Here is a 20,763-nt window from a genome sequence, read left to right as displayed (position 1 = left end):
GCATGAGCGAACTGCTTCTCCCCTTCCAGTTTCCATTTATGCAAACAGCCTTCCTGATCGTCGCGCTCATTTCTGTGCCGACGGCGTTGCTCTCTTGCTTCCTCGTCCTCAAAGGCTGGGCGCTGATGGGCGATGCGGTGAGTCACGCGGTGCTGCCCGGTATCGTGCTGGCCTATATCCTCGGCGCGCCGCTCATCCTCGGCGCTTTCGCCGCCGGCATGGTCTGCGCGCTGGCCACAGGCTACCTCTCCGAGCACAGCCGCGTGAAGCAAGACACGGTCATGGGCGTTGTCTTCTCGGGCATGTTCGGCCTCGGGATTGTGCTTTACGTGAGCATCGAGACAAACGCACACCTCAATCACATCCTCTTCGGCAACATGCTCGGCATTTCCACGAGCGAACTCTGGACCACAGGCATCATCGCCGTGCTTGTCTCGGCTGCGCTTCTGATCAAATGGAAAGACCTGCTCCTGCACGCCTTTGACCCCGCCCAGGCGCAGGCCTCGGGCCTGCCCGTGCTCTGGCTGCACTATGGGCTTCTCACAGCTCTTTCGGCCACCATCGTGGCGACACTCTCTGCCGTGGGTCTCATTCTTGCCATCGGCCTGCTCATCGCCCCCGGTGCGATTGCGTTTTTGCTGGTGCGCGAGTTCCGCACCATGCTCTGGGTCTCGGTGCTGGTTTGTCTGGGGTCGTCGCTCTTGGGTGTCTATCTCAGCTTCTTCATTGATAGTGCCCCTGCTCCAACCATTATTCTCATTCAAACGGCGATGTTCATCATGGCGTTTGTGCGCAAGCTGGCGCAGAACAAGGCGCGTTCGGCTGTTTGAAGCTTCGAATTTTCGCTTCGCGAAAATCCGACCAACTGGGGGACTAGTCCCCCTGATTCAAAAGCTTTAGAGCTTTTGAATCCTCCCCCTAGGATATTTTCGGCAAGAAAAAACCTAGATACGGAAGATAGGCTGGAAGAGCTTTGGCAGGAATGAATTGAACTTCAACGAAGCATCCGTGGCTGCAAGGCAAATACAGGCCTCGCCTTTTTCCGCGATAGGCTGGTGATCCACATCATCGTCCGCAACTTCAACATCGCCCACACCAAAGCGCCCGCCTTCATCACTGAAAGCCCCTTGCAGCACCAATGTCAGCTCGAGTCCTCCATGGGTGTGTTCAGGCATATCAAGTCCCGGCGGAATATAGAGCAAGCGCACGGAGCCTGATGTGTTGTGGCTCAGGATCGACTGGCGCACGCCACGACCCAAGGGCTTCCACTTTGGCGGGCGGCCCTTGAGGGCCTCCATAACAGGAGCCGGGAAAATACCGGAGCGCTCGTAGACAGGCGCCTCTTCCACAGCATCGTCCAGCATGGCCATGACGTTGTTGCGCAGATCTCCAGACAGTTCAGCGCCCTCATGGGCCTCCATAACGGCGCCGCCAGCCATCTCGTGCGCGGCTAGCCGAGCGCGGCATTCATCGCAAAGCGACACATGCGCGGCAACGACAAGTGCGAAGGGTTCGGGCAGACGCCCGCTGGCATACTCCAGCATCAGCGCATCGGGGATATGATGTTTGATCGTCATGTCTTGCGTATTCCGTCCAGTTCGTGGCGCAGTTTCTCAAGCCCGAGCCTGATGCGCGATTTGATTGTCCCCAGTGGCAGGCCCGTTTCGGCCTCTATCTCGCCGTGTGACAGCTCTCCGAGATAGGCTTTTTCAACCATCTCTCTTTGTGCGGGCTTCAGCTTGGCCAGCGCTTGTTTGAGTGCGCTCACCTCCTGTTCAAGCCCGAGTGCCTCGGCGGTGTTCTCGTCGCCCGCTTCGCTCTCGGCTTTCAATGCCTCGGGCATAGGGCGATTTTCCTTGCGCAGAATATCGATCTGCCGGTTCCGCGCTATCTGGTAGAGCCAACTCGACACTTGCGCGCGTGTCGGGTCAAACAGATGCGCCTTGCGCCAGAGCGTCAGCATCACGTCCTGCACCATGTCTTCGGCCTGGCCGGAGCTGAGACCGGATCGCATCGCAACTCCTTTCAGCCGCGGGCCGAAATGGTCAAAGAGCTTGCCGAAAGCCCGCTTGTCTCTCTGGTCGCGCACCGCAAGCATGAGTTCGGTCTCTGTAGAGTAAGTCTTCAAATTCGGTTCACCTTGAACGGGAGGAGAAATGCGCGTTCTTTCCACCCTAGCAAGAGGCGGAGCAGGTGCAAAGTCGGGTTGTGTTTCAAGGTGCAACATAACCTCATTACGCCGTCCTTTCGTGACCGGATCATTTTTTTATCTCTCATTATGATCTGCCCGTCAGAACGGCGCGTAACCTCTTCATATTCAAGCGGAGTTCACATGTCTTTTGATGCACCACCCCCCAAGCGCCAGCGGATTGCCATCGTCGGCGGCGGCATTTCCGGCATGGCTGCGGCCTATAAACTTTCCCCCCGGCATGACGTAACGCTTTACGAGGCCGCGCCGCGCCTTGGTGGACATGCCCGCACCAAGCTTGCAGGGCTCAAGGGGGATCAGCCGGTTGATACGGGGTTTATCGTGTTCAACTACGTGAATTATCCGCACCTCACCCGCATGTTCCATGACCTTGATGTGCCGGTCGAAAAATCAAACATGAGCTTTGGCGCAACGATTGACGAGGGCCGTGTGGAGTATGGTCTGCAATCGCTGGGCAACCTCTTTGGCCAGCGCCGCAACGCCCTCCGCCCCGGTTACCTGCGGATGATCCGCGATATTCTCAGGTTCAACGCCCGCGCCGAAGCAACGGCCACTTCAGATGATATGACAATCGGCGAGTTGATGGATGAGCTCGGCCTTGGCGCGTGGTTTCAGCGATATTACCTTATGCCCATCTGCGGCGCGATCTGGTCAAGCCCCACGCAAGAGATCCGCGATTTTCCCGCGCGCTCCCTTGTGCGCTTCTTTTCCAACCATGCGCTGCTGTCAGCCACCAACCAGCACCAGTGGTATACGGTTTCGGGCGGCTCTATTCAGTATGTCACAAGCCTAGAGCGTCACCTGCGCGCCACAGGCGTCAAGCTGCGCACCGCCACCCCTATCAGTCACGTAAAGCGCGATGCGGATGGCGTGACGATCAACGCCAAAGGCGGCACGGAGCGTTTTGATCAGGTCATCATGGCGTGCCACTCCGACGATACGCTGAAGCTCCTCGCCGATCCGAGCGCTGAGGAAACACGTATGCTCGGCGCCATAGGCTATCAGGACAACCGGATGATCCTGCACCGCGACACAGACCAGATGCCCAAGCGCCGTGCGTGCTGGTCAAGCTGGGTCTACAAAGCCAATGGCAGCGTAGAGGCCCCCTCTATCGGCGTGACCTACTGGATGAACCGCCTGCAAAACATCCCTGAGGCCGATCCGCTCTTTGTATCGCTCAACCCTTACAAACCCGTGCGCGACGCACTGATTTATGATACAAAGACATTCCGTCACCCTGTCTTTGACGGGCCCGCTCTGAAGGCTCAACAAGAGATCAAGGCGGCCCAAGGCACACGCAACACATGGTTTGCCGGCGCTTGGTTGCGGCACGGGTTTCATGAAGACGGCTTCGCCAGCGCCGTGCATGTCGCGCGCGAAATAGAGCGCAGCGCAATCGAAAGCGTTAAGGTATGAACTTCGCGCCGGAACACATTGCAGGGGCCACAACCCACGCCCGCCGCGGCAGCGTCCACAACGCCTTCCGCTACGGTGTGGACTATGTGCTGATTGATCCTGAAGCACCCTCGCGGCTAGGGCTGTTCTCGCGCAACCGCTTCAATCTCGCTTCGGTACACGACAAAAACCACGGCGGCGCGCCGAAAGAGGGCAGGGGCCTGCCGTGGGCCAAAGAGGTTTTCGCACGGGAAGGCCTCACGCCAAGCCGCATCCTTTTGCTGACGCAGCCAAGCTTTCTCGGCTATGTCTTCAACCCTGTGAGTTTCTGGCTCGCCTTCATGGGGGCCGATCTTGTGGCCGTGATCGCCGAAGTGTCAAACACTATGGGAGACCGTCACAGCTATGTCTGCGCGCGCGAAGGCTTTGCGCCTATCCGCAAGCAAGACCGTATCGTGGCGAAAAAGATCTTTCACGTCTCGCCGTTTCAGGACGTGCAGGGCAGCTACCTATTCAATTATGACATTACGCCCACGCGTATTTCGATCCGCATCGCGCACGAGAATGGCGAGGAGGGGCTGATTGCAACTCTTTTTGGCCCCCGTGCGCCGCTCACAAACGGCGCCGTTCTGCGCGCGGCGCTGCGCCGCCCGACTGGCCCCTTGCGGGCACTGGTGCTCATTCACTGGCAGGCCGTCAAACTCTATTTCAAAGGCGCGCGCTTTCGCAGCCGCCCTTTGCCACCGGAAAAGGAAGTAAGCTAATGGGTTTTCTCACACGTCGCGTTGCGCATGATTTCCTCGATACTTGCTCGCAGATCGACGAAGGCCGCCTTGATATCGTCACCCCCGAGGGCCACCGCCACAGCTTCGGCAACGGCGGCGGAGCCGAGGCCGAAATGGTTATCCATGACTGGTCCACCGTCACAGCCATCGCCGCGCGCGGCGATGTCGGCCTGGGAGAAACCTATGTGGCGGGCCTCTGGACAACCCCGTCTATCGAAGCGTTGGGCAGCGTTGCCATTGCCAACCTCGCCACGCTTGAGCTTTATGCCTATCCAAACCGCTGGAACACCCTCAAGTTTCGCACGGTTGATCGTATCCTGCGCGCCAATTCCATCAAAGGTGCGGCGCGCAATATCAGTTCGCATTACGACACTGGCAACGAGTTTTACCAACTCTGGCTGGACGAGGGCATGAGCTATTCCTCAGCCATTTTTGCCCACGGCGACAATGATCTGACCCGCGCCCAAAACCGCAAGCTGGACCGTGTCCTATCGCGCCTTGGTTCTGGGGAGTCGGTGCTCGAAGTTGGCTGCGGCTGGGGCAGCTTCGCCGAGCGTGCCGCCGAAGCCGGCCGCAACGTGACAGGCATCACCATCTCAAAAGCTCAAAAAGGCTATGCCGACGCCCGCCTCGATGGCCGCGCTGCTATCGAGCTTTGTGACTATCGCAACACGCAAGGCACATACGACAATATCGTGAGCATCGAGATGATCGAGGCCGTGGGCGAGCGCTATTGGCCAAGCTACTTCGCCATGCTCAAACAACGCCTCGCAAGTGAAGGCCGCGCCGTCATTCAGGCTATAACCGTGCCTGACTCCTACTTTGATATCTACCGTTCCAGTTCCGATTTCATCCGCCAGTATACCTTCCCTGGCGGTATGCTGCTCTCTGACGCGGTCATCGCCGACGAGGCCCGCCGCGCAGGGCTGAAAGTGACACAAAGTTACGCCTTCGGGCAGGATTATGCGCAAACCCTGCGCATCTGGTCAGAGCGGATGGAAGCCAACGTGAAGCGGATCAAGCAGATCGGCTACAGCGATGCGCACCTGCGCAGCTGGCAATTCTATTTACAGATGTGCGCCGCCGCTTTCGGGATGCGCCAAACCGATGTTGTTCAGGTCGAGCTGTCTCACGCGCATAAAAGGTAACATTTCATGATCACCCTCCTGCTCTGTGTCATCGCCGGTCTGGCGCTGATCGCCTTTCGTCCGGGCTTTTCCTTCAAAAGCCAGAAGCCCGATGACTACGCCGCCAAAACGCCGGTGATTGATATTCGCACACACCTTGTCGGCAAGCTTGAGTCCGAAGGAATGATCTATGGCCCAAGTGGCCGCGTTGCCGCCCGCTTCACCGCAGAGTTCACAGGCGAATGGGAGGGCAACACAGGGTCACTCGCCGAAGAGTTTCTCTATGATTCAGGCAACCCCCAGTCGCGCAAATGGCATCTGACAATGGGCGAAAACGGTGCTTTTACCGCCACAGCCAGCGATGTTATCGGTGAGGCCCGCGGCCAGCAAACAGGCAACGCTGTCTCCATGCGCTACAAAATCCGCCTGACAGAAGAGGCGGGCAGCCATGTGCTCGATGTGACCGACTGGCTCTACCTCATGGAAAACGGCAATATCCTGAACCGCTCCCAGATGCGCAAGTTCGGCATAAAAGTAGCCGAACTCATCGCAACAATGAGGCCGGTTAAATGAAATTCGCAGGCAAGAAATACTGGCTCGTCGGCGCAAGCGAAGGCCTCGGCGAAGCACTGGCGCACAAGCTCGCAGCCGAGGGCGCACACCTTGTCCTTTCTGCGCGCTCAAAGGACAAGCTGCAAGCGCTGGCCGACAAACTGCCCAACGCCACAACCGCGCCGCTTGATGTCACCGATAAATCCTCTGTGGCCGTTGGGGCCCAAAAGGCAGGCGCAGTCGATGGCGTGGTCTACCTCGCGGGTTATTACGACCCGATGAGCGCCCAATCATGGGATGCAGACAGCGTTGAGACGATGAGCGCCGTCAATTTCACTGGTGCGCTGCATGTGCTCGGCCATATCGTGCCGCAGTTCACGGCGGCTGGCCGAGGGCACATCGTTCTCATCGGCTCTCTCGCAGGTTATCGCGGCTTGCCCGGCTCTATTGGCTACGGCGCATCAAAAGCCGGGCTCATGCACATGGGCGAAACGCTCTATGCCGATTTGAAGACAACCCAGATCAAGGTTCAAAATATCAACCCCGGCTTCATCAAAACCCGCCTCACAGCGAAGAATAAATTCAACATGCCGCAGATCATGACCCCTGATGAAGCCGCCGATCAGGTGCTGAAGGCAATGCGGAAAGGCCGCTTTGATACAGCCTTCCCGCGCCCTTTCGCATGGCTCTTCAGCTTGGCACGCTTCACCCCGCGCGCCCTCTGGCTCAAGCTTTTCAATTAAACCTCAAATCGCCATCCAGAGCTGAAACAGCAATCCGCTGGCAAACGAACCCGTCAGCGCAAGCCCGAGGTAAAGCAAAAACACCTGCCGCTTGACCAAGGCCCAGACAGCCACAGCCGCTGGCAAGGAACTGACACCCCCCGCCACAAGAAAGGCCAGCCCGGCCCCCGGCGCCATGCCTTGCTCCATCAACCCGCCCACAAGCGGCAGGGCCGCGTAGCCGTTGAGGTAAGCAGGCACGCCCACAAGCGTGGCAATCGCGATGGGGGCAAGCCCCGTTCCGCCAAGGGCGCTGGCCACCAGATCGGCAGGCAACCACGCCAGCATCAGGCTTTCGAGCAAAAACGCCAACGTCAGCCATTTGGCTAGAAAAAGCGTGGTCTTCAGACCCTCGCGCCAAAACTTCGTCACCCGTGGGTTCTCGCGCCAGAATGTCCAGACAACAGGCTTCACCGTGCGCACATTCGAGGCTCCGCAGCCGCCGTTGCCGACACCTTCGCGCAACGGGTCGGCAAGCCCGCCCGCCCGCGCAACCATATGCACAACAAAGCCGCCAAACACCCCGAGGCCAACCGCCGTCATCGTCTTGGCTATGGCAAATTCAAAGCCGAGCACACCTGTGGTGAGGATAAACATCGACGGGTCCATTACGGGCGAAGCCAGCCAAAAGGCCATGACGGCCGACAAAGGCACGCCCATCGCCAGCAAGGCCGCAATCAGTGGGATCACCCCGCAGGAGCAAAAGGGCGAAAGCCCGCCCGCGAGAGCCGCAATCAGGATCATAACCATTGGCGAGCCGGTGAAAGCCCGCGCGATAAGCCCGTCTGCCCCCGTCGCGCCCGCATAGGCTGCAATCCCGATCGAAAGCAAAAGGAAGGGTGCAACATTGAGAAGGTTCTGCGCCGTAAAGGCTGCACTCGTCGCCCCCTGCTGAGAATCGACAAGAAACAAAGCCGCAAGCAAAGCGGCCGAAAACAGCCAGACTTTCTCACGGTTCCAGAGTGTGTGGAGCACCACGGCCAGGGTCGAGCGGGGCGGCAGGCTTTGATCAGTCATTTCGATATCCTTAGAAATCTGGTTATATTAAGCTGAAGAAAAATCGGCGCGCATATCACGCCGCATCCTCCTGTGTGAGCTTGACCCCGACACAGCACTCCGCTGTCAAAAACGAAACGGTCTGGTTCATCACGCCAAAGTCCACACGGTTCACAATCTGGCGGCCCTGCCGCTCCTGCTCTACAAGCCCCGCCTCCACAAGCGCGCCCAAATGGTGCGCCAGAGTGGACGCGGCCATGCCAAGGTGCTGGCCAATCTCGCCCACGTTCAGCCCGTCATTCCCCGCCTTCACAAGAAGACGGAAGATAGCAAGACGGGTTTCATGGCCAAGAGCGGCAAGGGCGAGGGCGGCTGAAGTTTGTGTCATCATGGGGTGATTCATAACTACATTTCTAGTTATGTCAAGAATGTTGCAAAAGCAGTGTTCCGAACGCCCCGTTAACTTAATTTCCGTTAACCAAATCCTGAATCGCGCGGTGCACGGGTGGTGCACGCATTGTGCACGGGTTTCACCCCCCCGGGAATCAGCGGCTTTCAAACCCGTTAACCCCACCGTGCGCAGCCTTACCGCTTCACAACTTGTTCGCCGCCAAGCCCGCCCAAAGCCTGTATCAAACCCTGCGTGTTGCTCACTTCGAACTTCTTCAAAAGCTTCGCGCGATACACCTCGACAGTGCGGTAACTCAGGTCAAGTTTGAGAGCGATTTCCTTGCTCGTCAGCCCGTCGGACAGGTGCGAAACGATCTCCCTCTCGCGCCGCGTGAGCGGCTGGTAGGGACGTATCTGGCTCAGGTCGGCAAAGCTCCAGACCGCCCGCATCAAAGGCTCGTCAGGGGTAAAGCTATGCCCCCGCGTGCGGCACCAGAACAGGCTGCCATCCTTGCGCGCCATAATGCGTTCGTCCCAGTAAGTATTGTGTTCTTTCAAAGACTTGATCCCGCGGTCGCGGATGTTGTCAAACTCTTCGTCGCTCGGGTAAAGCCGCGCAAATGTCTGTCCGCGCAGGTCATCGCGCTCATAGCCGAACATAGCTGCGAAGGCGAGGTTACAGTCGCGGATCACACGGTTTTCGGTCACAACAAGGCCCACTGGCGCATAGGTAAAGGCCAGTTCGTCAAAGCACCCTGTTTCAAAGCTTTCGTCGATACGTGTTTTCACAATATTGCGCAATCGCAGCCTCTGAGCGACCCTCTCTTAGCACGATTGTATGCGAGCGCACCCCCTGTGGCAACGTCACAGGGTCTCGCACAATCACTCAGGGAGGAACAACATGAAACCACTTATCAAAACGGTGTTCGGCGCCGTCGCAGGCCTTGCTATGGCCACAGCCGCATGGGCCGAAGAGCCCATCAAAATTGCTCTCGTTCACGGCATGTCGGGCCACGCTTTCGAGGCTTTTTCCAAGCAATCCCAGACAGGGTTCGAACTCGGAATCGAATACGCAACCAACGGCACAGGCATGGTCAAAGGCCGCAAAATCGAGCTGATCATGAAAGACACCCAGTTCAAGCCCGATGTCGCCCGCGCCGTTCTGGCCGAGGCCTATGGCGATGATGATGTTCTGCTGGCCGTCGGCGCCACCTCTTCAGGCGTTTCGCTGGGCTTGCTGCCGATCGCGGAAGAATACGAAAAACTCCTGATCATCGAACCCGCCGTCGCCGACAGCCTCACCGGCCCCGATAGCAACCGCTACGTCTTCAAAACATCGCGCAACAGCTCGATGGACATGCAAGCACAAGCCATTGCTTTGCAACCCGATGAAAACCTTTTTGTGGCCACTCTGGCAGAAGATTACGCCTTTGGCCGTGACGGTATCAACGCCTTCAAATCGGCGCTCGATGGCTCGGGTGCTACTGTTGTCACAGAGGAATACATACCCCAGGGCACAACCGATTTCACAGCCGCGGCCGAGCGCATGTTCAATGCTCTGAAAGATAAGGAAGGCCGCAAGGTTATCCTGATCTACGTCGCAGGCGGTGGAGATCCGATGGGCAAAATCAAGGCCATGCAGCCCGAGCGTTTTGACATCGAAATCTCGACAGGGGGTCACATCCTTCCCGTGCTTCCGACATACAAGCGCGTGCCCGGCATGGAGGGCGCGATCTATTATTACTACGAAGCGCCAAAAAACGAGATCAACGACTGGCTCGTGAAAGAGCATCAGGCACGCTTCGACGGCCCGCCAGATTTCTTCACTGCCGGTGGCATGTCAGCTGCGCTTGCTGTGGTGAAAGCTCTTGAAACAGCAGAAGAACTCGAAACAGAAGCGCTGATCACGGCAATGGAAGGCATGAGCTGGGACACACCGAAAGGCGAAATGACGTTCCGCGCTGAAGACCATCAGGCGCTGCAATCCATGTATCACTTCAAGATCAAAGTGGATGATGCAGTCGAATGGGCAATCCCCGAGCTGGTCCGCGAGATCAAGCCGGAGGAAATGAACATTCCGATCGGCCGCAACAACTGATCGGCCAACCCTTGGCTCTGGCGCACCACGCGCGCCGGAGCCTCTTTTCAACTCCAACCAAATTGAGAGCCTTATGCGAGCCTCTGCGTCCGAACCCGCTCTGGTGACAGAAAATTTGACAATCCGCTTTGGCGGGCATGTTGCAGTCAACGCTGTGAGCTGTGCGTTCAATCCCGGTGAGCTGACCGTCATCGTCGGCCCGAACGGCGCTGGCAAAACCACTTACTTCAACCTCATTTCAGGTCAGCTTCCCGCCTCCGAAGGCCGCGTTTTGAAAGGCGGAGAAGATATCACCCGCCTTGCGCCTTCGGCGCGCGCCCGTCGTGGCATCGGCCGCGCATTCCAGCTGACCAATCTGTTTCCTGCTCTCACGGTTCTGGAAAACATCCGCCTTGCCGTGCAGGCGCGTTCTGGTCACGGGTGGCGGTTTTTCAGCCCCGTGTCGCGCTTTGCGTCGCTCACGGAAGAGGCCGAACACTACCTTGAGGAAACAAAGCTTTCCGCCAAAGCCCATATGACCGCTGCCGCCTTGCCGCATGGCGATCAGCGCAAGCTTGAAGTGGCGCTGCTCATGGCGATGGAACCCGATATTTACATGTTCGACGAGCCAACCGCAGGTATGAGCCTTGATCACACCCCCGATGTGCTCGAACTGATTGCAAAACTGAAACAAGACAAAAGCAAAACCATTCTTCTGGTCGAGCACAAGATGAGCGTTGTCCGAGCGCTGGCCGACCGTATCATCGTGCTTCACAATGGAGAGCTTCTGGCCGATGGCCCTCCCGACGAGGTGATGCAAAGCCAGGTCGTGCGCGAGGTCTATCTCGGCTCATCAGGGGAGGATGCGGCATGACCCTTCTGTCCGTTAACCAAATGAAAACTTCTATTGGCCAGTATCACGTTCTGCACGATGTTACGTTTGATGTTCCCGAAGGCGGCGTTTTTGTTCTTTTGGGCCGCAACGGCGCCGGCAAGACAACAACGCTGCGCTCTATCATGGGCCTCTGGACGCCAAGCGCCAACTCGGTGCACTTCAAAGGCGAGGATATATCAGGGTTGCACGCCTCCGATATCGCCCGCAAAGGGATTGCCTTTGTGCCCGAAAACATGGGCGTGTTCGGTGGCCTGACGGTTGAGGAAAACCTGGTTCTCGCCACAGCCAAGGGCAAGTTTGACGCCACCCGCCTCAAACGCATCTATCAACTTTTCCCCGCGCTTGAGCAGTTCTGGACAAAGCAGGCGTGGTCGCTATCGGGTGGGCAAAAGCAGATGCTCGCCGTTGCCCGCGCCATCATCGAGCCGCGCGCGCTTATCCTGATCGACGAGCCCACAAAAGGCCTCGCCCCCTCGATCATCGATGCGATGGCAGAGGCGTTTCTGGAGATCGGCGAGACAACAACAATCCTGCTTGTCGAACAAAACTTCAACTTCGCCAAAAGGCTCGGCCGCGACATGGCCGTGATTGATGATGGCCGCATTGTCCACACTGGCACAATGGCCGGTTTTGCCGCTGACACCGCTCTGCAAGAGCAGCTTCTCAGCCTGTCCGCGTGAAGGAATAGACAAATGAATCAACTCTCCCAAACTCTGGAGCGCTTCGGCGGGGTCTACCTTCTCCCCGTCTTCGTGGCGCTCGTTGCTTTCGTGCTCATCGGCGCGCCCTCAAGCTGGGTTACGCTCACAGTTGCGGGCCTCGCGATGGGCATGATGATCTTTCTCATGGCCTCGGGGCTTTCGCTCATTTTCGGCCTCATGGATGTGCTCAACTTCGGCCATTCCGCCTTCATTAGCTTCGGCGCGTTCATCTCGGCAAGTGCTTTGGCCTACATGTCAGGCTGGCTCGGCTCGGCCCATATCGGCCTCAATCTCCTCGCCATTTTCCTCGCGTTTTCAGCGGCGCTGGCCTTTGGTCTTGTTGCAGGCTGGTTCTTCGAGGTGGTTATCATCAAGCCGGTTTATCACGATCACTTGCGCCAGATCCTCATTACCATGGGCGCGCTGATTGTCTCCGAACAGATCATCCTCGCTGTCTGGGGCGGTTCGCCCATCACCGTCCAGCGCCCCGCCTTCCTCGAAGGGTCATGGCTTTTCGGCAACGTGACAGTCGAGATTTACCGCGCCTTTGCCTTTGTGCTCGGCCTCGCGGTTTATATCGCGCTCTTCCTCGTGCTCAAGCGTACGCGGATAGGCCTTCTCATCCGCGCAGGCGTTGAAAACCGTGAGATGGTCGAGGCACTCGGCTTCCGGATTGACCGCCTCTTTGTGGGCGTCTTCATGGTCGGATCGGCGCTCGCAGCGCTCGGCGGGGCAATGTGGGCGGGCTACGAAACCCTGATCACCCCCGCCTTGGGAGGCGAGATGATGATCGTCGTTTTCATCGTGGTGATCATCGGCGGTCTAGGCTCTGTCGAAGGCACACTCCTCGGCGCAATCATGGTCGGCCTCATGGCCAACTATATCGGCTTTCTCGCACCCAAACTGGCGCTGGCCTCGAACATGCTGTTGATGATGGCCATTCTGCTCTGGCGGCCCAGCGGCCTTAAGCCGGCTGTGAAATGAGGCGCATGATATGACACAAACAACCAAATCCCCCAAAGGTGCGCTCTTCATCAAAGGCCTCGTGCTCACCATAGGCGCGCTGCTTCTCTTCGCGCCCTTCCTCTTTCAAGACACCCGCTCGCTCGAAGTGGCTGCGCGCATCTGTATTTTCATCGTTCTGGTCGCAAGCTACGATCTGCTCATCGGCTACACAGGCATTGTCAGCTTCGCCCATATCATGTTCTTCGGCTTCGGAGCCTACGGCGCGGCGATTGCGCTCAAGGAGATGGGGCCGGGATGGGATGCTGTCTTGCTCGGCGCTGCCGGGGGCCTCGTGGTGTCCATTGTTGTGGCAATAGCGGTGGGCCTCCTATCGCTGCGCGTCAAAGCGATCTTCTTTGCGATGATCACACTGGCCACAGCCTCGGTTGCGCTCGTGCTGGCTTCGCAGCTCTCGGGCTTCACGGGCGGCGAAGACGGGATCACCTACAAAGCCCCGGACCTGTTCAAAACTGCCAATAAGCTCATGGTCGATGCCGATGGCAAAGTTGCCCGGCTCTTCGGCGTAAAGCTCAACGGCAAACTGGCGGCTTACTACTTCGTCTTCTCAACATGCCTCGTGCTGTTCATCCTCTGCTTGCGCATGGTCGCCTCGCCGCTTGGAACTGTGCTCAAAGCCATCCGCGAGAACGAGGCCCGCGCCGAGGCGATAGGCTACCGCGTTGTCGCCTACCGCACTTTCGTGTTCTGCATCGCGGCTGTGACAGCCTCCTTGGCAGGGTCAATCTATGCCGTCTGGCTCAAATACACAGGCCCCGACACAGCGCTCAGTTTCAGCATCATGATCGACATTTTGCTGATGGTCGTCATCGGGGGAATGGGCACAATGTATGGCGCCGTCATCGGGGCAGTGCTTCTGGTCATCGCGCAATACTACCTGCGCGATCTGATGGGTGTCGCCTCCGAGGCCCTGCACGGGGTTCCGTTCCTGCCCGAGTTGTTCGAGCCTGATCGTTGGCTTCTCTGGCTCGGTATTATCTTCATCCTCTTGGTCTATTTCTTCCCTAAAGGCATTGCAGGCACCCTATGGGACAAAGGCGCACGCTCATGAGCACGCCGCGCCACAGCTTTGTCTCGGTGCTGGACCACGAGCTGCATGTGACATGTTGGGGCGATCCTGCCGCCAAGCCCCTGGTCATGTGGCACGGCCTTGCCCGCACAGGCCGCGACTTTGATGAGCTCGCCCGTGCCCTGAGCGACACCCATTTTGTGCTCTGCCCCGATACCATCGGTCGGGGCCTCTCAAGCTGGTCGAGTAATCCCAAGGCCGAATACTCTATCGAATATTACACCGGCATCGCCGTCGATATGCTTGACCACTTCGCGATTGATAAGGCCGGATGGCTCGGCACTTCGATGGGTGGCCTCATAGGTATGCGGATGGCCTCCAGCCCGTTGGCCGCACGCCTTAACTATCTTATTATCAATGATACGGGCCCGGAAGTGCCGCAAGAAGCAATCGAGCGGATTCTCACCTATGCAGGCAACCTGCCCGAGTTTGACCGTGTTGAAGAGGCTGCGGCCTGGCTGCACACGGTCTACGACCCTTTCGGCCCCGCGCCCGAAAGCTTCTGGGAGCGGATGGTCCGAAGCTCCCTGCGCCGCCGCTCCGACGGGCGCTTTACGCTGCATTACGATCCACGCATCATCCAGCAGTTTGAGTATTCTGCCGCAGAACTGACCAGCTGGGACCGCTACCGACGCATCACGCTACCAACCCACGTTTTAGCTGGGGCAAAGTCGGACATCCTCACACCTGATATCCTTGCGCGCATGAAAGAACAGGGGCCAAAGCCCGCAGTTACCCTGTTTGAAAGCTGCGGTCACGCGCCCGCACTGGCCAATCCGGAAGATGCTGCCCTCCTGCGCCACGTCATCGCCGAACTGAGCGCCGCCAGCTAACGGTTTCGGGTTTTACGGCTTGCACAAGCTCTACAAGCTGCGCCAAACTGCGGCCTCAAACAATGCCACAGGATGAGCCATGACCCTTCCCAGAACGCCCTCCATGACCCTCACAGGCAAGCGCGCACTTGTCACAGGCGCGTCCTCAGGCATCGGGCAGGGCTGTGCCGTTGCGCTCGCAGAGGCGGGCGCACATGTGGTCTGTGCCGCGCGGGGCGTTGAGCGCTTGCAAGCGACAGTCGGTGAAATGGCAGGGCAGGGCTGGTCGTCGGAGGCTCTCGCGCTTGATGTGTCCGACCTTGAGGCGATGAAAGCGGCCTTGGCCGAGCAAGCCGCCTTTGACATTGTCGTTAATGCGGCAGGCTATGCCAAACATTCTCCCGCGGTTGAAACCGAACCGAACGATTTTGACGCCGTGATGAACATCAACCTGCGCGGCGCTTACTTTCTGTCGGCGTGGGCGGCGAAGGCCATGCAGGACGCAGGAATTGAAGGCAGCATCATCCATATCTCAAGCCAGATGGGCCATGTCGGGGGGGTGGACCGCGCGGTCTATTGCGCGTCTAAACATGCGGTTGAGGGCATGGTCAAAGCCATGGCTATCGAATGGGGCAAATCGCGCATCCGCATCAACACCATCTGCCCGACATTCATTCGCACGCCCCTGACGGAACCAACATTTGCCGACCCCGCCCGCGTCGCCTGGATCGAAGAAAAGATCAAACTGGGCCGTGTTGGCGCGGTCGAAGATATCATGGGCGCGGTTCTTTATCTCGCGTCGCCGGCTTCGGCGCTTGTCACGGGAACTTCGATGCTCATTGATGGCGGCTGGACAGCCGACTGATCCAGCGGAGCGCCTACGGCGCACAGGTTTGTCTGGTTAGGGGCGCACGCGCCCCTCGGCCTGCGGCCTCACCCCTGTGGATATTTTTAGCAAGAAAAAAGCATATTCAGGCGAACGCGGCTTTGGAAGCTTGACGCTTAAGGCCGAGTCGTAATAGGGCTTCATCATTCTGGTCCGGCATCTGCCGGTGAATAGGGAATGTGGTGCGGCTTTCGGGCCCAATCCACAACTGCCCCCGCAACTGTAAGCGGCGAGCGAAGCTGACATAGGCCACTGCCCCCGAACCAAGGGTGGGAAGGCTCAGCCAAGCAACGACCCGCAAGTCAGGAGACCTGCCAGACTGATCACCCTACCGGTGCGCGCGGCGCTTCGATGACACTCATTCTCGCAGGCATAGCCATCTCGGCCATGGCTGGCGCGCTCACCTCTCTGGTGCTCAACCTCTCGCCCAACCCCTACGCGACCAGCGAAATTATCTTCTGGATGATGGGCTCGCTTGCAGACCGTTCCATGCTGCATGTCTGGCTGGCATTGCCTTTTATGGCCCTTGGTTGGCTGATCCTCGGCACGCTGGGACGCGGGCTTGACGCGCTCACTCTCGGCGAAGATGCGGCCAGCTCGATGGGGATCAACCTCACCCGCTTGCGCCTGTCGCTCGTGCTCGGCACATCCTGTGTGGTCGGTGCGGCCACGGCTGTTGCCGGGGCCATCGGCTTTGTCGGTCTCGTTGTGCCGCATATCCTGCGCCCCTTTGTGGGCGGTCGTCCCTCGCGGCTCCTGTGGGCCTCGGCGCTTGGCGGCGCGGCGCTGGTGCTCGCCGCCGATATAACGGTGCGGCTTGTGCTGCCTCAAAGTGATCTCAAAATCGGGGTTGTCATGGCCATCATTGGCGCACCGCTCTTTCTGCACCTCATCTACAAAACACGAAGCGAGCTATCATGAGCGCGCTTCTCTCTCTTACGCACCTCACCGCACTGCGCGGCGAATGTCCTGTGGTGGACGATGTCACCGTCACGATAGGGCAGGGCGAGTGCGTTGGCCTCATTGGCCCCAATGGTGCGGGAAAAACGACATTCATGCGCGCAGCCCTCGGCCTGATGCCCTCAAAAGGCACAAGCTCTCTGGCTGTCCTTACGGCCCAAGAGCGCGCTCGCGCCGTGGCCTGGTTGCCGCAAGCGCGCGATATCGCATGGCCCATGACGGTTGAAACCGTGGTCGCGCTGGGCCGTATCCCGCACCTCCCGCGTGGAGCCAAACTGCGCAGGGAAGACCGCGCCGCTGTTGATGCTGCCCTTGCCGAGATGGGGCTGACAGGCTTTGCCCACCGCTTCGCCAACCAGCTCTCCGGCGGCGAGCAGGCCCGCGTTCTCATCGCCCGTGCTTTGGCGCAGCAAACCCCGCTTCTGATGGTCGATGAGCCCATCGCAGGACTCGACCCTGCCCACCAGATCGGCACGATGCAAAGCTTCGCCGCCCTCGCCACGCAGGGCAAATCCGTGATCGTCTCGCTGCACGACTTGGGCCTTGCCGCGCGGCATTGCACACGTATCCTCATGCTCTCCAAGGGCCGCCTCGTGGCCGATGGCGCGCCCGCCGAAGTGCTCACCCCGGAGCGGCTCAATACGGTCTTTGGCATTCAGGTATTTTATGAAGCCACAGCCCAAGGCCCGATTTTCCAGCCCATCGGGGTCACGCGCTCGTTATCCTCTAAGTGAAATAAGTAGAAACACGGGGTTGATCGCTTTACGCTTCTGTGTAGTTATACGCGCAACTAATATTTTCGACCGATCGGTCGATGATATGAGTCGCCAGAGAGTTGTTTGGGGGGAGCCAATGCTCAAATATATTTCACTACTTGCCCGGGTCATGGCCGTGCTCGGTGGCCTTGTGCTCTGTGCGCTGGTGGTCCTCACTTTCGTCAGCGTCTTTGGCCGGGGTCTCAACACACTGGGGCATACGGGCTATATCGGCGGCTTTGGTGACTGGCTTATCGGCACAGGCGTGGGGCCGATTACCGGCGATTTCGAATTGCTCGAAGCAGGCGTTGCTTTCGCAATCTTCGCCTTTCTCCCGATCACCCAGCTTTACGGCTCACATGCAACGGTTGATATCTTCACATCCGCTCTCCCCCGCGGCACAAACAAGGCGCTTATGGCGTTTTGGGAAGTTGTGCTCACAGTTGCAATCCTTCTTATCACGGCGCGCCTCTACGAGGGGATGATGAGTAAAATGCAATACGGCGAAACAACCTTTCTACTTCAGTTTCCAATCTGGTGGGCCTACGCACTTAGCTTGTTCGGCTCTGTCATGGCCTGTGTTGTCGCGCTCTACTGCGCCTTTGCGCGCGTTGCCGAGGCTGCCACTGGCCGCCGCTATATGCCTCATTCCGAAGGAGCCTCCCATTGACTATGCTTGAACTGGGCTTTCTGTCCTTTCCCGCCCTCCTTCTGATGATTTTCCTGCGGGCGCCCATCGGTCTCGCCATGTTGCTTGCAGGCATAGGTGGCCTCTGGCTCGCCACGGGCGATACCAATATGTTCATGTCCCGCCTCAAAACCGAGACATACGGCACGTTTTCTTCCTATTCCCTTACCATTATTCCGATGTTCCTGCTTATGGGCCAGTTTGCGACCCTTTCAGGTATGTCGCAGGCGTTGTTCAAAGCCGCCGAAAGCTTCTTGGGTCACCGCAAAGGTGGCGTCGCCATGGCCGCTGTCGGCGCATGTGCGGGTTTCGGTTCAATCTGTGGGTCGTCCCTCGCCACAGCCGCCACCATGAGCCGTGTCGCCCTGCCGGAGCTGCGCCGCTATGGTTACTCAGGCGGCTTCTCAACAGCCACGCTCGCCGCTGGTGGCACATTGGGCATCCTCATTCCGCCCTCTGTCATCCTCGTCATCTACGCGATCCTGACAGAGCAAAACATCGCCAAGCTCTTCCTTGCAGCCTTCATTCCCGGCATCCTTGCAGCCCTCGGCTACATCATCACCATCTCTATCTACGTGCGCGTTCACCCTGATGCGGCAGGCACCCGCGAGCCCACCCCAATGGCCGAGCGCTGGCGCGCGCTGGTTGATGTCTGGCCCGTGCTCGTTGTTTTCAGCCTTGTTGTCGGCGGTATCTACGCGGGCTGGTTCACTCCCACAGAAGGCGCAGCCATCGGCGCGGCAGGCACAGGCCTCATAGCGCTGGTTTCAGGCAACATGACCTGGAGCGTGTTCAAGGAAAGCATCATCGCCACAGCCACAGCGACAGGCATGATCTTTTTCATCGTCCTCGGTGCTGCGCTTTACAACGGCTTCCTGGCGCTTTCCCAAGTGCCGCAGGAGCTCTCTGCTTGGGTCGTCGGGCAGGGCTTCAGTGCCTGGACAGTTCTCATCATCGTGCTGGCATTCTACCTTATTTTCGGTTGCCTCATGGACAGCCTCTCGATGATCCTTCTCACCATCCCGATCTTCTTTCCCGTGATCAGCCAGCTTGATTTCGGCATGACCCCCGAGCATGTCGCAATTTGGTTTGGTATCCTCGTGCTCATCGTGGTCGAGGTCGGGCTGATAACGCCGCCTGTGGGCATGAATCTTTTCATCATCAACGCGATGGACAAGACAACACCCATGACCCAGACTTACCGCGCCGTCATGTGGTTTGTCGGATCCGATCTTATCCGCGTGGTCATCCTTGTGCTCTTCCCCGCAATCACACTGTTCCTGATCCCGTGAGCGAAGAGCGCTATATCGTTACCGCCGAGGAAATCGCGGCGCTCGACGGAACGGCGAAGACGCACTTTCTGAACGATAACGCCCAGCGGCTCAACAAATCGCTGGGTGATCTGACCGGCCTCACAGGCTTCGGCTTTCACCTGATCGAGGTTGAACCGGGCCATGAGACAACGGAACATCACGCGCACATCTTCGAGGACGAAGCGGTGTTTGTCCTCTCGGGCACAGCCACCGCCTACATCGGCGAGGAGGAGCACCCCGTTAAAGCAGGAGATTTCCTCGGCTACCGCAAAGGTGGTGCGGCTCACTCTCTCAAAAACACAGGCTCCGGGACTTTCCGCTGCCTTGTTGTCGGCGAGCGCCTCGCGCATGATGTGGCCGACTATCCCCGCTTGCAAAAACGCATCTACCGTAATCAAAACATGCCATGGGATCTTGTCGATCACGAAAATATCGTGCGCCCAAGCGGCCCTGTCGGTAAAAAGTAACGCTCGCCAGCGAAGGACGCGCAGATGCTCACTGTCTTGCTCACAACCTTCGCGCTTCTCGTCTGTGCTGCGCTTTTTCTCGTTATCATGGCCCGCCGCGACCGCGCTCAAGACGCCAGCATCATCGCGCGTCTGCTGGCCCGCCAGCCGGCCGCACCGCCCGTTTTCAACGAGACGATGCTCGACAGCCTGCCTGACGCTGCCCAGCGTTTCTTCCGCTTTAGCATAGCCGCTGGCACTCCGCTCACCACGGTTGCCGATGTGCAGATGCAAGGCAGCTTCGATCTCGGATCAAAAGACGCACCCAACCCGCAGCCCATGCAGGCACGCCAGGTGATCGCGCCGCCTCTGGGTTTACTCTGGTCGGTCAAAATGGGTGAAACACTTTCTATCACAGGCAGTGATGGCCTGTGCGATGGCAAAAGCTGGAGCCGCTTTCGCCTCCTTGGCCTGTTCCCGCTCGCCCGTGCAGGGGGCAATGCCGATCACTTGCTCTCGGCCTTTGGCCGTCTCGTGGGCGATGCACTTCTCTTTACGCCCGCAGCATTTCTTCCTGCCGCCGAAGCGGGCTGGGACAGCCTCACATGGGCCGCCACAGGCACAAACAGTGCCGAAGTCACAGTCACCCTCGGCGCACTCACACAGAGCGTTGAAATAAAGGTTGATACATCAGGCCGCCTTCTCTCGGTCAGCTTTCTGCGCTGGAGCGATGAAAACCCCGAAAAGACATTCCGGCGCCAGCCATTCGGCGGCGATATCACCGCCCACGGCAGCTTTGCAGGCTTCACCCTGCCCACAAAGCTCACAGCCGGCAATCACTACGGAACCGGGCAGTATCACATCTTCTTTGATGTCGAGATTGGCTATACCAACGGCTAACC

23 protein-coding genes, 1 pseudogene and 1 riboswitch are annotated in these 20,763 nt (G+C 58.6%); of the genes and pseudogenes, 19 read left to right on the top strand and 5 right to left on the bottom strand.

Features of this window, described 5'->3' with window-relative positions:
• The first annotated feature begins 2 nt into the window (after nt 1-2).
• Nucleotides 3-830, top strand: a complete 828-nt coding sequence (locus tag OE750_RS16915; protein ID WP_263765493.1) for a metal ABC transporter permease — start codon at nt 3-5, stop codon at nt 828-830.
• Nucleotides 831-944: 114 nt separating this feature from the next.
• Here OE750_RS16915 and OE750_RS16910 read toward each other — a convergent pair whose 3' ends face one another.
• Nucleotides 945-1,577 (bottom strand): ChrR family anti-sigma-E factor, encoded by a 633-nt coding sequence (locus tag OE750_RS16910; RefSeq protein ID WP_263765492.1) that lies wholly within the window; start codon nt 1,575-1,577, stop codon nt 945-947.
• The gene (locus OE750_RS16905) at nt 1,574-2,227 is read right to left on the bottom strand and encodes a sigma-70 family RNA polymerase sigma factor (RefSeq protein WP_412176239.1); all 654 of its coding nucleotides are present in this window, start codon (nt 2,225-2,227) and stop codon (nt 1,574-1,576) included. Before OE750_RS16905 ends, OE750_RS16910 begins: the two co-directional genes overlap by 4 nt.
• A gap of 105 nt (nt 2,228-2,332) precedes the next feature.
• Here OE750_RS16905 and OE750_RS16900 point away from each other — a divergent pair, with 105 nt between their 5' ends.
• Genes OE750_RS16900 through OE750_RS16880 form a run of 5 tightly spaced genes read left to right on the top strand, consistent with a single transcriptional unit; the run spans nt 2,333 to nt 6,811 of the window.
• On the top strand, nt 2,333-3,625 hold the full coding sequence (locus OE750_RS16900; protein WP_263765491.1) for an NAD(P)/FAD-dependent oxidoreductase: 1,293 nt from the start codon (nt 2,333-2,335) through the stop codon (nt 3,623-3,625).
• Nucleotides 3,622-4,368 (top strand): DUF1365 domain-containing protein, encoded by a 747-nt coding sequence (locus OE750_RS16895; RefSeq protein ID WP_263765490.1) that lies wholly within the window; start codon nt 3,622-3,624, stop codon nt 4,366-4,368. Before OE750_RS16900 ends, OE750_RS16895 begins: the two co-directional genes overlap by 4 nt.
• Nucleotides 4,368-5,537, top strand: a complete 1,170-nt coding sequence (locus tag OE750_RS16890) for an SAM-dependent methyltransferase (protein ID WP_263765489.1) — start codon at nt 4,368-4,370, stop codon at nt 5,535-5,537. The genes OE750_RS16895 and OE750_RS16890 overlap by 1 nt, the downstream gene beginning before the upstream one ends.
• Before the next feature lie 6 nt (nt 5,538-5,543).
• Nucleotides 5,544-6,089, top strand: coding sequence for a DUF3833 domain-containing protein (locus OE750_RS16885; protein WP_263765488.1), 546 nt, complete (start codon nt 5,544-5,546; stop codon nt 6,087-6,089).
• Nucleotides 6,086-6,811, top strand: coding sequence for an SDR family NAD(P)-dependent oxidoreductase (locus OE750_RS16880; RefSeq protein WP_263765487.1), 726 nt, complete (start codon nt 6,086-6,088; stop codon nt 6,809-6,811). The genes OE750_RS16885 and OE750_RS16880 overlap by 4 nt, the downstream gene beginning before the upstream one ends.
• 3 nt (nt 6,812-6,814) lie before the next feature.
• Here OE750_RS16880 and OE750_RS16875 read toward each other — a convergent pair whose 3' ends face one another.
• The 3 genes from OE750_RS16875 to OE750_RS16865 form a co-directional block, all read right to left on the bottom strand.
• Nucleotides 6,815-7,867, bottom strand: coding sequence for a permease (locus OE750_RS16875; RefSeq protein ID WP_263765486.1), 1,053 nt, complete (start codon nt 7,865-7,867; stop codon nt 6,815-6,817).
• Between the two features lie 55 nt (nt 7,868-7,922).
• On the bottom strand, nt 7,923-8,237 hold the full coding sequence (locus OE750_RS16870) for an ArsR/SmtB family transcription factor (protein WP_263765485.1): 315 nt from the start codon (nt 8,235-8,237) through the stop codon (nt 7,923-7,925).
• Nucleotides 8,238-8,431: 194 nt separating this feature from the next.
• Entirely contained in the window at nt 8,432-9,025 is a 594-nt protein-coding gene (locus OE750_RS16865) for a LuxR C-terminal-related transcriptional regulator (RefSeq protein WP_263765484.1), read from the bottom strand.
• A gap of 112 nt (nt 9,026-9,137) precedes the next feature.
• Between OE750_RS16865 and OE750_RS16860 the strand changes: the two genes are divergently transcribed.
• From OE750_RS16860 to OE750_RS16800, 13 genes and pseudogenes are all read left to right on the top strand, one after another.
• Nucleotides 9,138-10,334 carry a substrate-binding domain-containing protein gene (locus tag OE750_RS16860; RefSeq protein ID WP_263765483.1) on the top strand — a complete coding sequence of 399 codons (1,197 nt, stop codon included), beginning with the start codon at nt 9,138-9,140 and terminating at the stop codon, nt 10,332-10,334.
• Between the two features lie 73 nt (nt 10,335-10,407).
• Nucleotides 10,408-11,187: an ABC transporter ATP-binding protein gene (locus OE750_RS16855; RefSeq protein WP_263765482.1), complete on the top strand. Its 780-nt coding sequence runs from the start codon at nt 10,408-10,410 to the stop codon at nt 11,185-11,187.
• Nucleotides 11,184-11,888 carry an ABC transporter ATP-binding protein gene (locus OE750_RS16850; protein WP_263765481.1) on the top strand — a complete coding sequence of 235 codons (705 nt, stop codon included), beginning with the start codon at nt 11,184-11,186 and terminating at the stop codon, nt 11,886-11,888. Before OE750_RS16855 ends, OE750_RS16850 begins: the two co-directional genes overlap by 4 nt.
• Before the next feature lie 12 nt (nt 11,889-11,900).
• Nucleotides 11,901-12,893, top strand: coding sequence for a branched-chain amino acid ABC transporter permease (locus OE750_RS16845; RefSeq protein WP_263765480.1), 993 nt, complete (start codon nt 11,901-11,903; stop codon nt 12,891-12,893).
• 10 nt (nt 12,894-12,903) lie between these two features.
• Nucleotides 12,904-13,983 (top strand): branched-chain amino acid ABC transporter permease, encoded by a 1,080-nt coding sequence (locus tag OE750_RS16840; protein ID WP_263765479.1) that lies wholly within the window; start codon nt 12,904-12,906, stop codon nt 13,981-13,983.
• On the top strand, nt 13,980-14,834 hold the full coding sequence (locus OE750_RS16835) for an alpha/beta fold hydrolase (protein ID WP_263765478.1): 855 nt from the start codon (nt 13,980-13,982) through the stop codon (nt 14,832-14,834). The genes OE750_RS16840 and OE750_RS16835 overlap by 4 nt, the downstream gene beginning before the upstream one ends.
• A 79-nt stretch (nt 14,835-14,913) precedes the next feature.
• Nucleotides 14,914-15,678, top strand: a complete 765-nt coding sequence (locus OE750_RS16830; RefSeq protein WP_263765477.1) for an SDR family NAD(P)-dependent oxidoreductase — start codon at nt 14,914-14,916, stop codon at nt 15,676-15,678.
• 153 nt (nt 15,679-15,831) lie between these two features.
• Nucleotides 15,832-16,033: riboswitch (cobalamin riboswitch) on the top strand.
• Nucleotides 16,033-16,620, top strand: a pseudogene (locus tag OE750_RS16825) (FecCD family ABC transporter permease); the annotation flags it as partial. It overlaps the preceding riboswitch by 1 nt.
• Nucleotides 16,617-17,393: an ABC transporter ATP-binding protein gene (locus tag OE750_RS16820; RefSeq protein ID WP_263765476.1), complete on the top strand. Its 777-nt coding sequence runs from the start codon at nt 16,617-16,619 to the stop codon at nt 17,391-17,393. The pseudogene OE750_RS16825 and the gene OE750_RS16820, both read left to right, overlap by 4 nt.
• A 118-nt stretch (nt 17,394-17,511) precedes the next feature.
• Complete coding sequence (locus OE750_RS16815) at nt 17,512-18,084, top strand: TRAP transporter small permease (RefSeq protein ID WP_263765475.1); 573 nt, start codon at nt 17,512-17,514, stop codon at nt 18,082-18,084.
• Nucleotides 18,081-19,394 (top strand): TRAP transporter large permease, encoded by a 1,314-nt coding sequence (locus OE750_RS16810; RefSeq protein ID WP_263765474.1) that lies wholly within the window; start codon nt 18,081-18,083, stop codon nt 19,392-19,394. The genes OE750_RS16815 and OE750_RS16810 overlap by 4 nt, the downstream gene beginning before the upstream one ends.
• Nucleotides 19,391-19,882, top strand: coding sequence for a cupin domain-containing protein (locus tag OE750_RS16805; RefSeq protein ID WP_263765473.1), 492 nt, complete (start codon nt 19,391-19,393; stop codon nt 19,880-19,882). The genes OE750_RS16810 and OE750_RS16805 overlap by 4 nt, the downstream gene beginning before the upstream one ends.
• A gap of 24 nt (nt 19,883-19,906) precedes the next feature.
• Complete coding sequence (locus OE750_RS16800) at nt 19,907-20,761, top strand: DUF6544 family protein (RefSeq protein ID WP_263765472.1); 855 nt, start codon at nt 19,907-19,909, stop codon at nt 20,759-20,761.
• Nucleotides 20,762-20,763: the final 2 nt, after the last annotated feature.

This window comes from Lentibacter sp. XHP0401 (assembly GCF_025751535.1).
Lineage (GTDB): Bacteria > Pseudomonadota > Alphaproteobacteria > Rhodobacterales > Rhodobacteraceae > Lentibacter.
This window is presented reverse-complemented; position numbering and strand designations above follow the sequence as displayed.

What these genes read in the sequence shown, in the direction of transcription:
- OE750_RS16850 (WP_263765481.1), top strand. Translation starts at nt 11,184, where the DNA reads ATGACCCTTCTGTCCGTTAACCAAATGAAAACTTCTATTGGCCAGTAT.
- OE750_RS16885 (WP_263765488.1), top strand. Translation starts at nt 5,544, where the DNA reads ATGATCACCCTCCTGCTCTGTGTCATCGCCGGTCTGGCGCTGATCGCC.
- OE750_RS16910 (WP_263765492.1), bottom strand. Translation starts at nt 1,577, where the DNA reads ATGACGATCAAACATCATATCCCCGATGCGCTGATGCTGGAGTATGCC.
- OE750_RS16905 (WP_412176239.1), bottom strand. Translation starts at nt 2,227, where the DNA reads ATGTTGCACCTTGAAACACAACCCGACTTTGCACCTGCTCCGCCTCTT.
- OE750_RS16800 (WP_263765472.1), top strand. Translation starts at nt 19,907, where the DNA reads ATGCTCACTGTCTTGCTCACAACCTTCGCGCTTCTCGTCTGTGCTGCG.
- OE750_RS16830 (WP_263765477.1), top strand. Translation starts at nt 14,914, where the DNA reads ATGACCCTTCCCAGAACGCCCTCCATGACCCTCACAGGCAAGCGCGCA.
- OE750_RS16820 (WP_263765476.1), top strand. Translation starts at nt 16,617, where the DNA reads ATGAGCGCGCTTCTCTCTCTTACGCACCTCACCGCACTGCGCGGCGAA.
- OE750_RS16900 (WP_263765491.1), top strand. Translation starts at nt 2,333, where the DNA reads ATGTCTTTTGATGCACCACCCCCCAAGCGCCAGCGGATTGCCATCGTC.
- OE750_RS16890 (WP_263765489.1), top strand. Translation starts at nt 4,368, where the DNA reads ATGGGTTTTCTCACACGTCGCGTTGCGCATGATTTCCTCGATACTTGC.
- OE750_RS16855 (WP_263765482.1), top strand. Translation starts at nt 10,408, where the DNA reads ATGCGAGCCTCTGCGTCCGAACCCGCTCTGGTGACAGAAAATTTGACA.
- OE750_RS16870 (WP_263765485.1), bottom strand. Translation starts at nt 8,237, where the DNA reads ATGATGACACAAACTTCAGCCGCCCTCGCCCTTGCCGCTCTTGGCCAT.
- OE750_RS16840 (WP_263765479.1), top strand. Translation starts at nt 12,904, where the DNA reads ATGACACAAACAACCAAATCCCCCAAAGGTGCGCTCTTCATCAAAGGC.
- OE750_RS16815 (WP_263765475.1), top strand. Translation starts at nt 17,512, where the DNA reads ATGCTCAAATATATTTCACTACTTGCCCGGGTCATGGCCGTGCTCGGT.
- OE750_RS16860 (WP_263765483.1), top strand. Translation starts at nt 9,138, where the DNA reads ATGAAACCACTTATCAAAACGGTGTTCGGCGCCGTCGCAGGCCTTGCT.
- OE750_RS16875 (WP_263765486.1), bottom strand. Translation starts at nt 7,867, where the DNA reads ATGACTGATCAAAGCCTGCCGCCCCGCTCGACCCTGGCCGTGGTGCTC.
- OE750_RS16880 (WP_263765487.1), top strand. Translation starts at nt 6,086, where the DNA reads ATGAAATTCGCAGGCAAGAAATACTGGCTCGTCGGCGCAAGCGAAGGC.
- OE750_RS16835 (WP_263765478.1), top strand. Translation starts at nt 13,980, where the DNA reads ATGAGCACGCCGCGCCACAGCTTTGTCTCGGTGCTGGACCACGAGCTG.
- OE750_RS16895 (WP_263765490.1), top strand. Translation starts at nt 3,622, where the DNA reads ATGAACTTCGCGCCGGAACACATTGCAGGGGCCACAACCCACGCCCGC.
- OE750_RS16845 (WP_263765480.1), top strand. Translation starts at nt 11,901, where the DNA reads ATGAATCAACTCTCCCAAACTCTGGAGCGCTTCGGCGGGGTCTACCTT.
- OE750_RS16915 (WP_263765493.1), top strand. Translation starts at nt 3, where the DNA reads ATGAGCGAACTGCTTCTCCCCTTCCAGTTTCCATTTATGCAAACAGCC.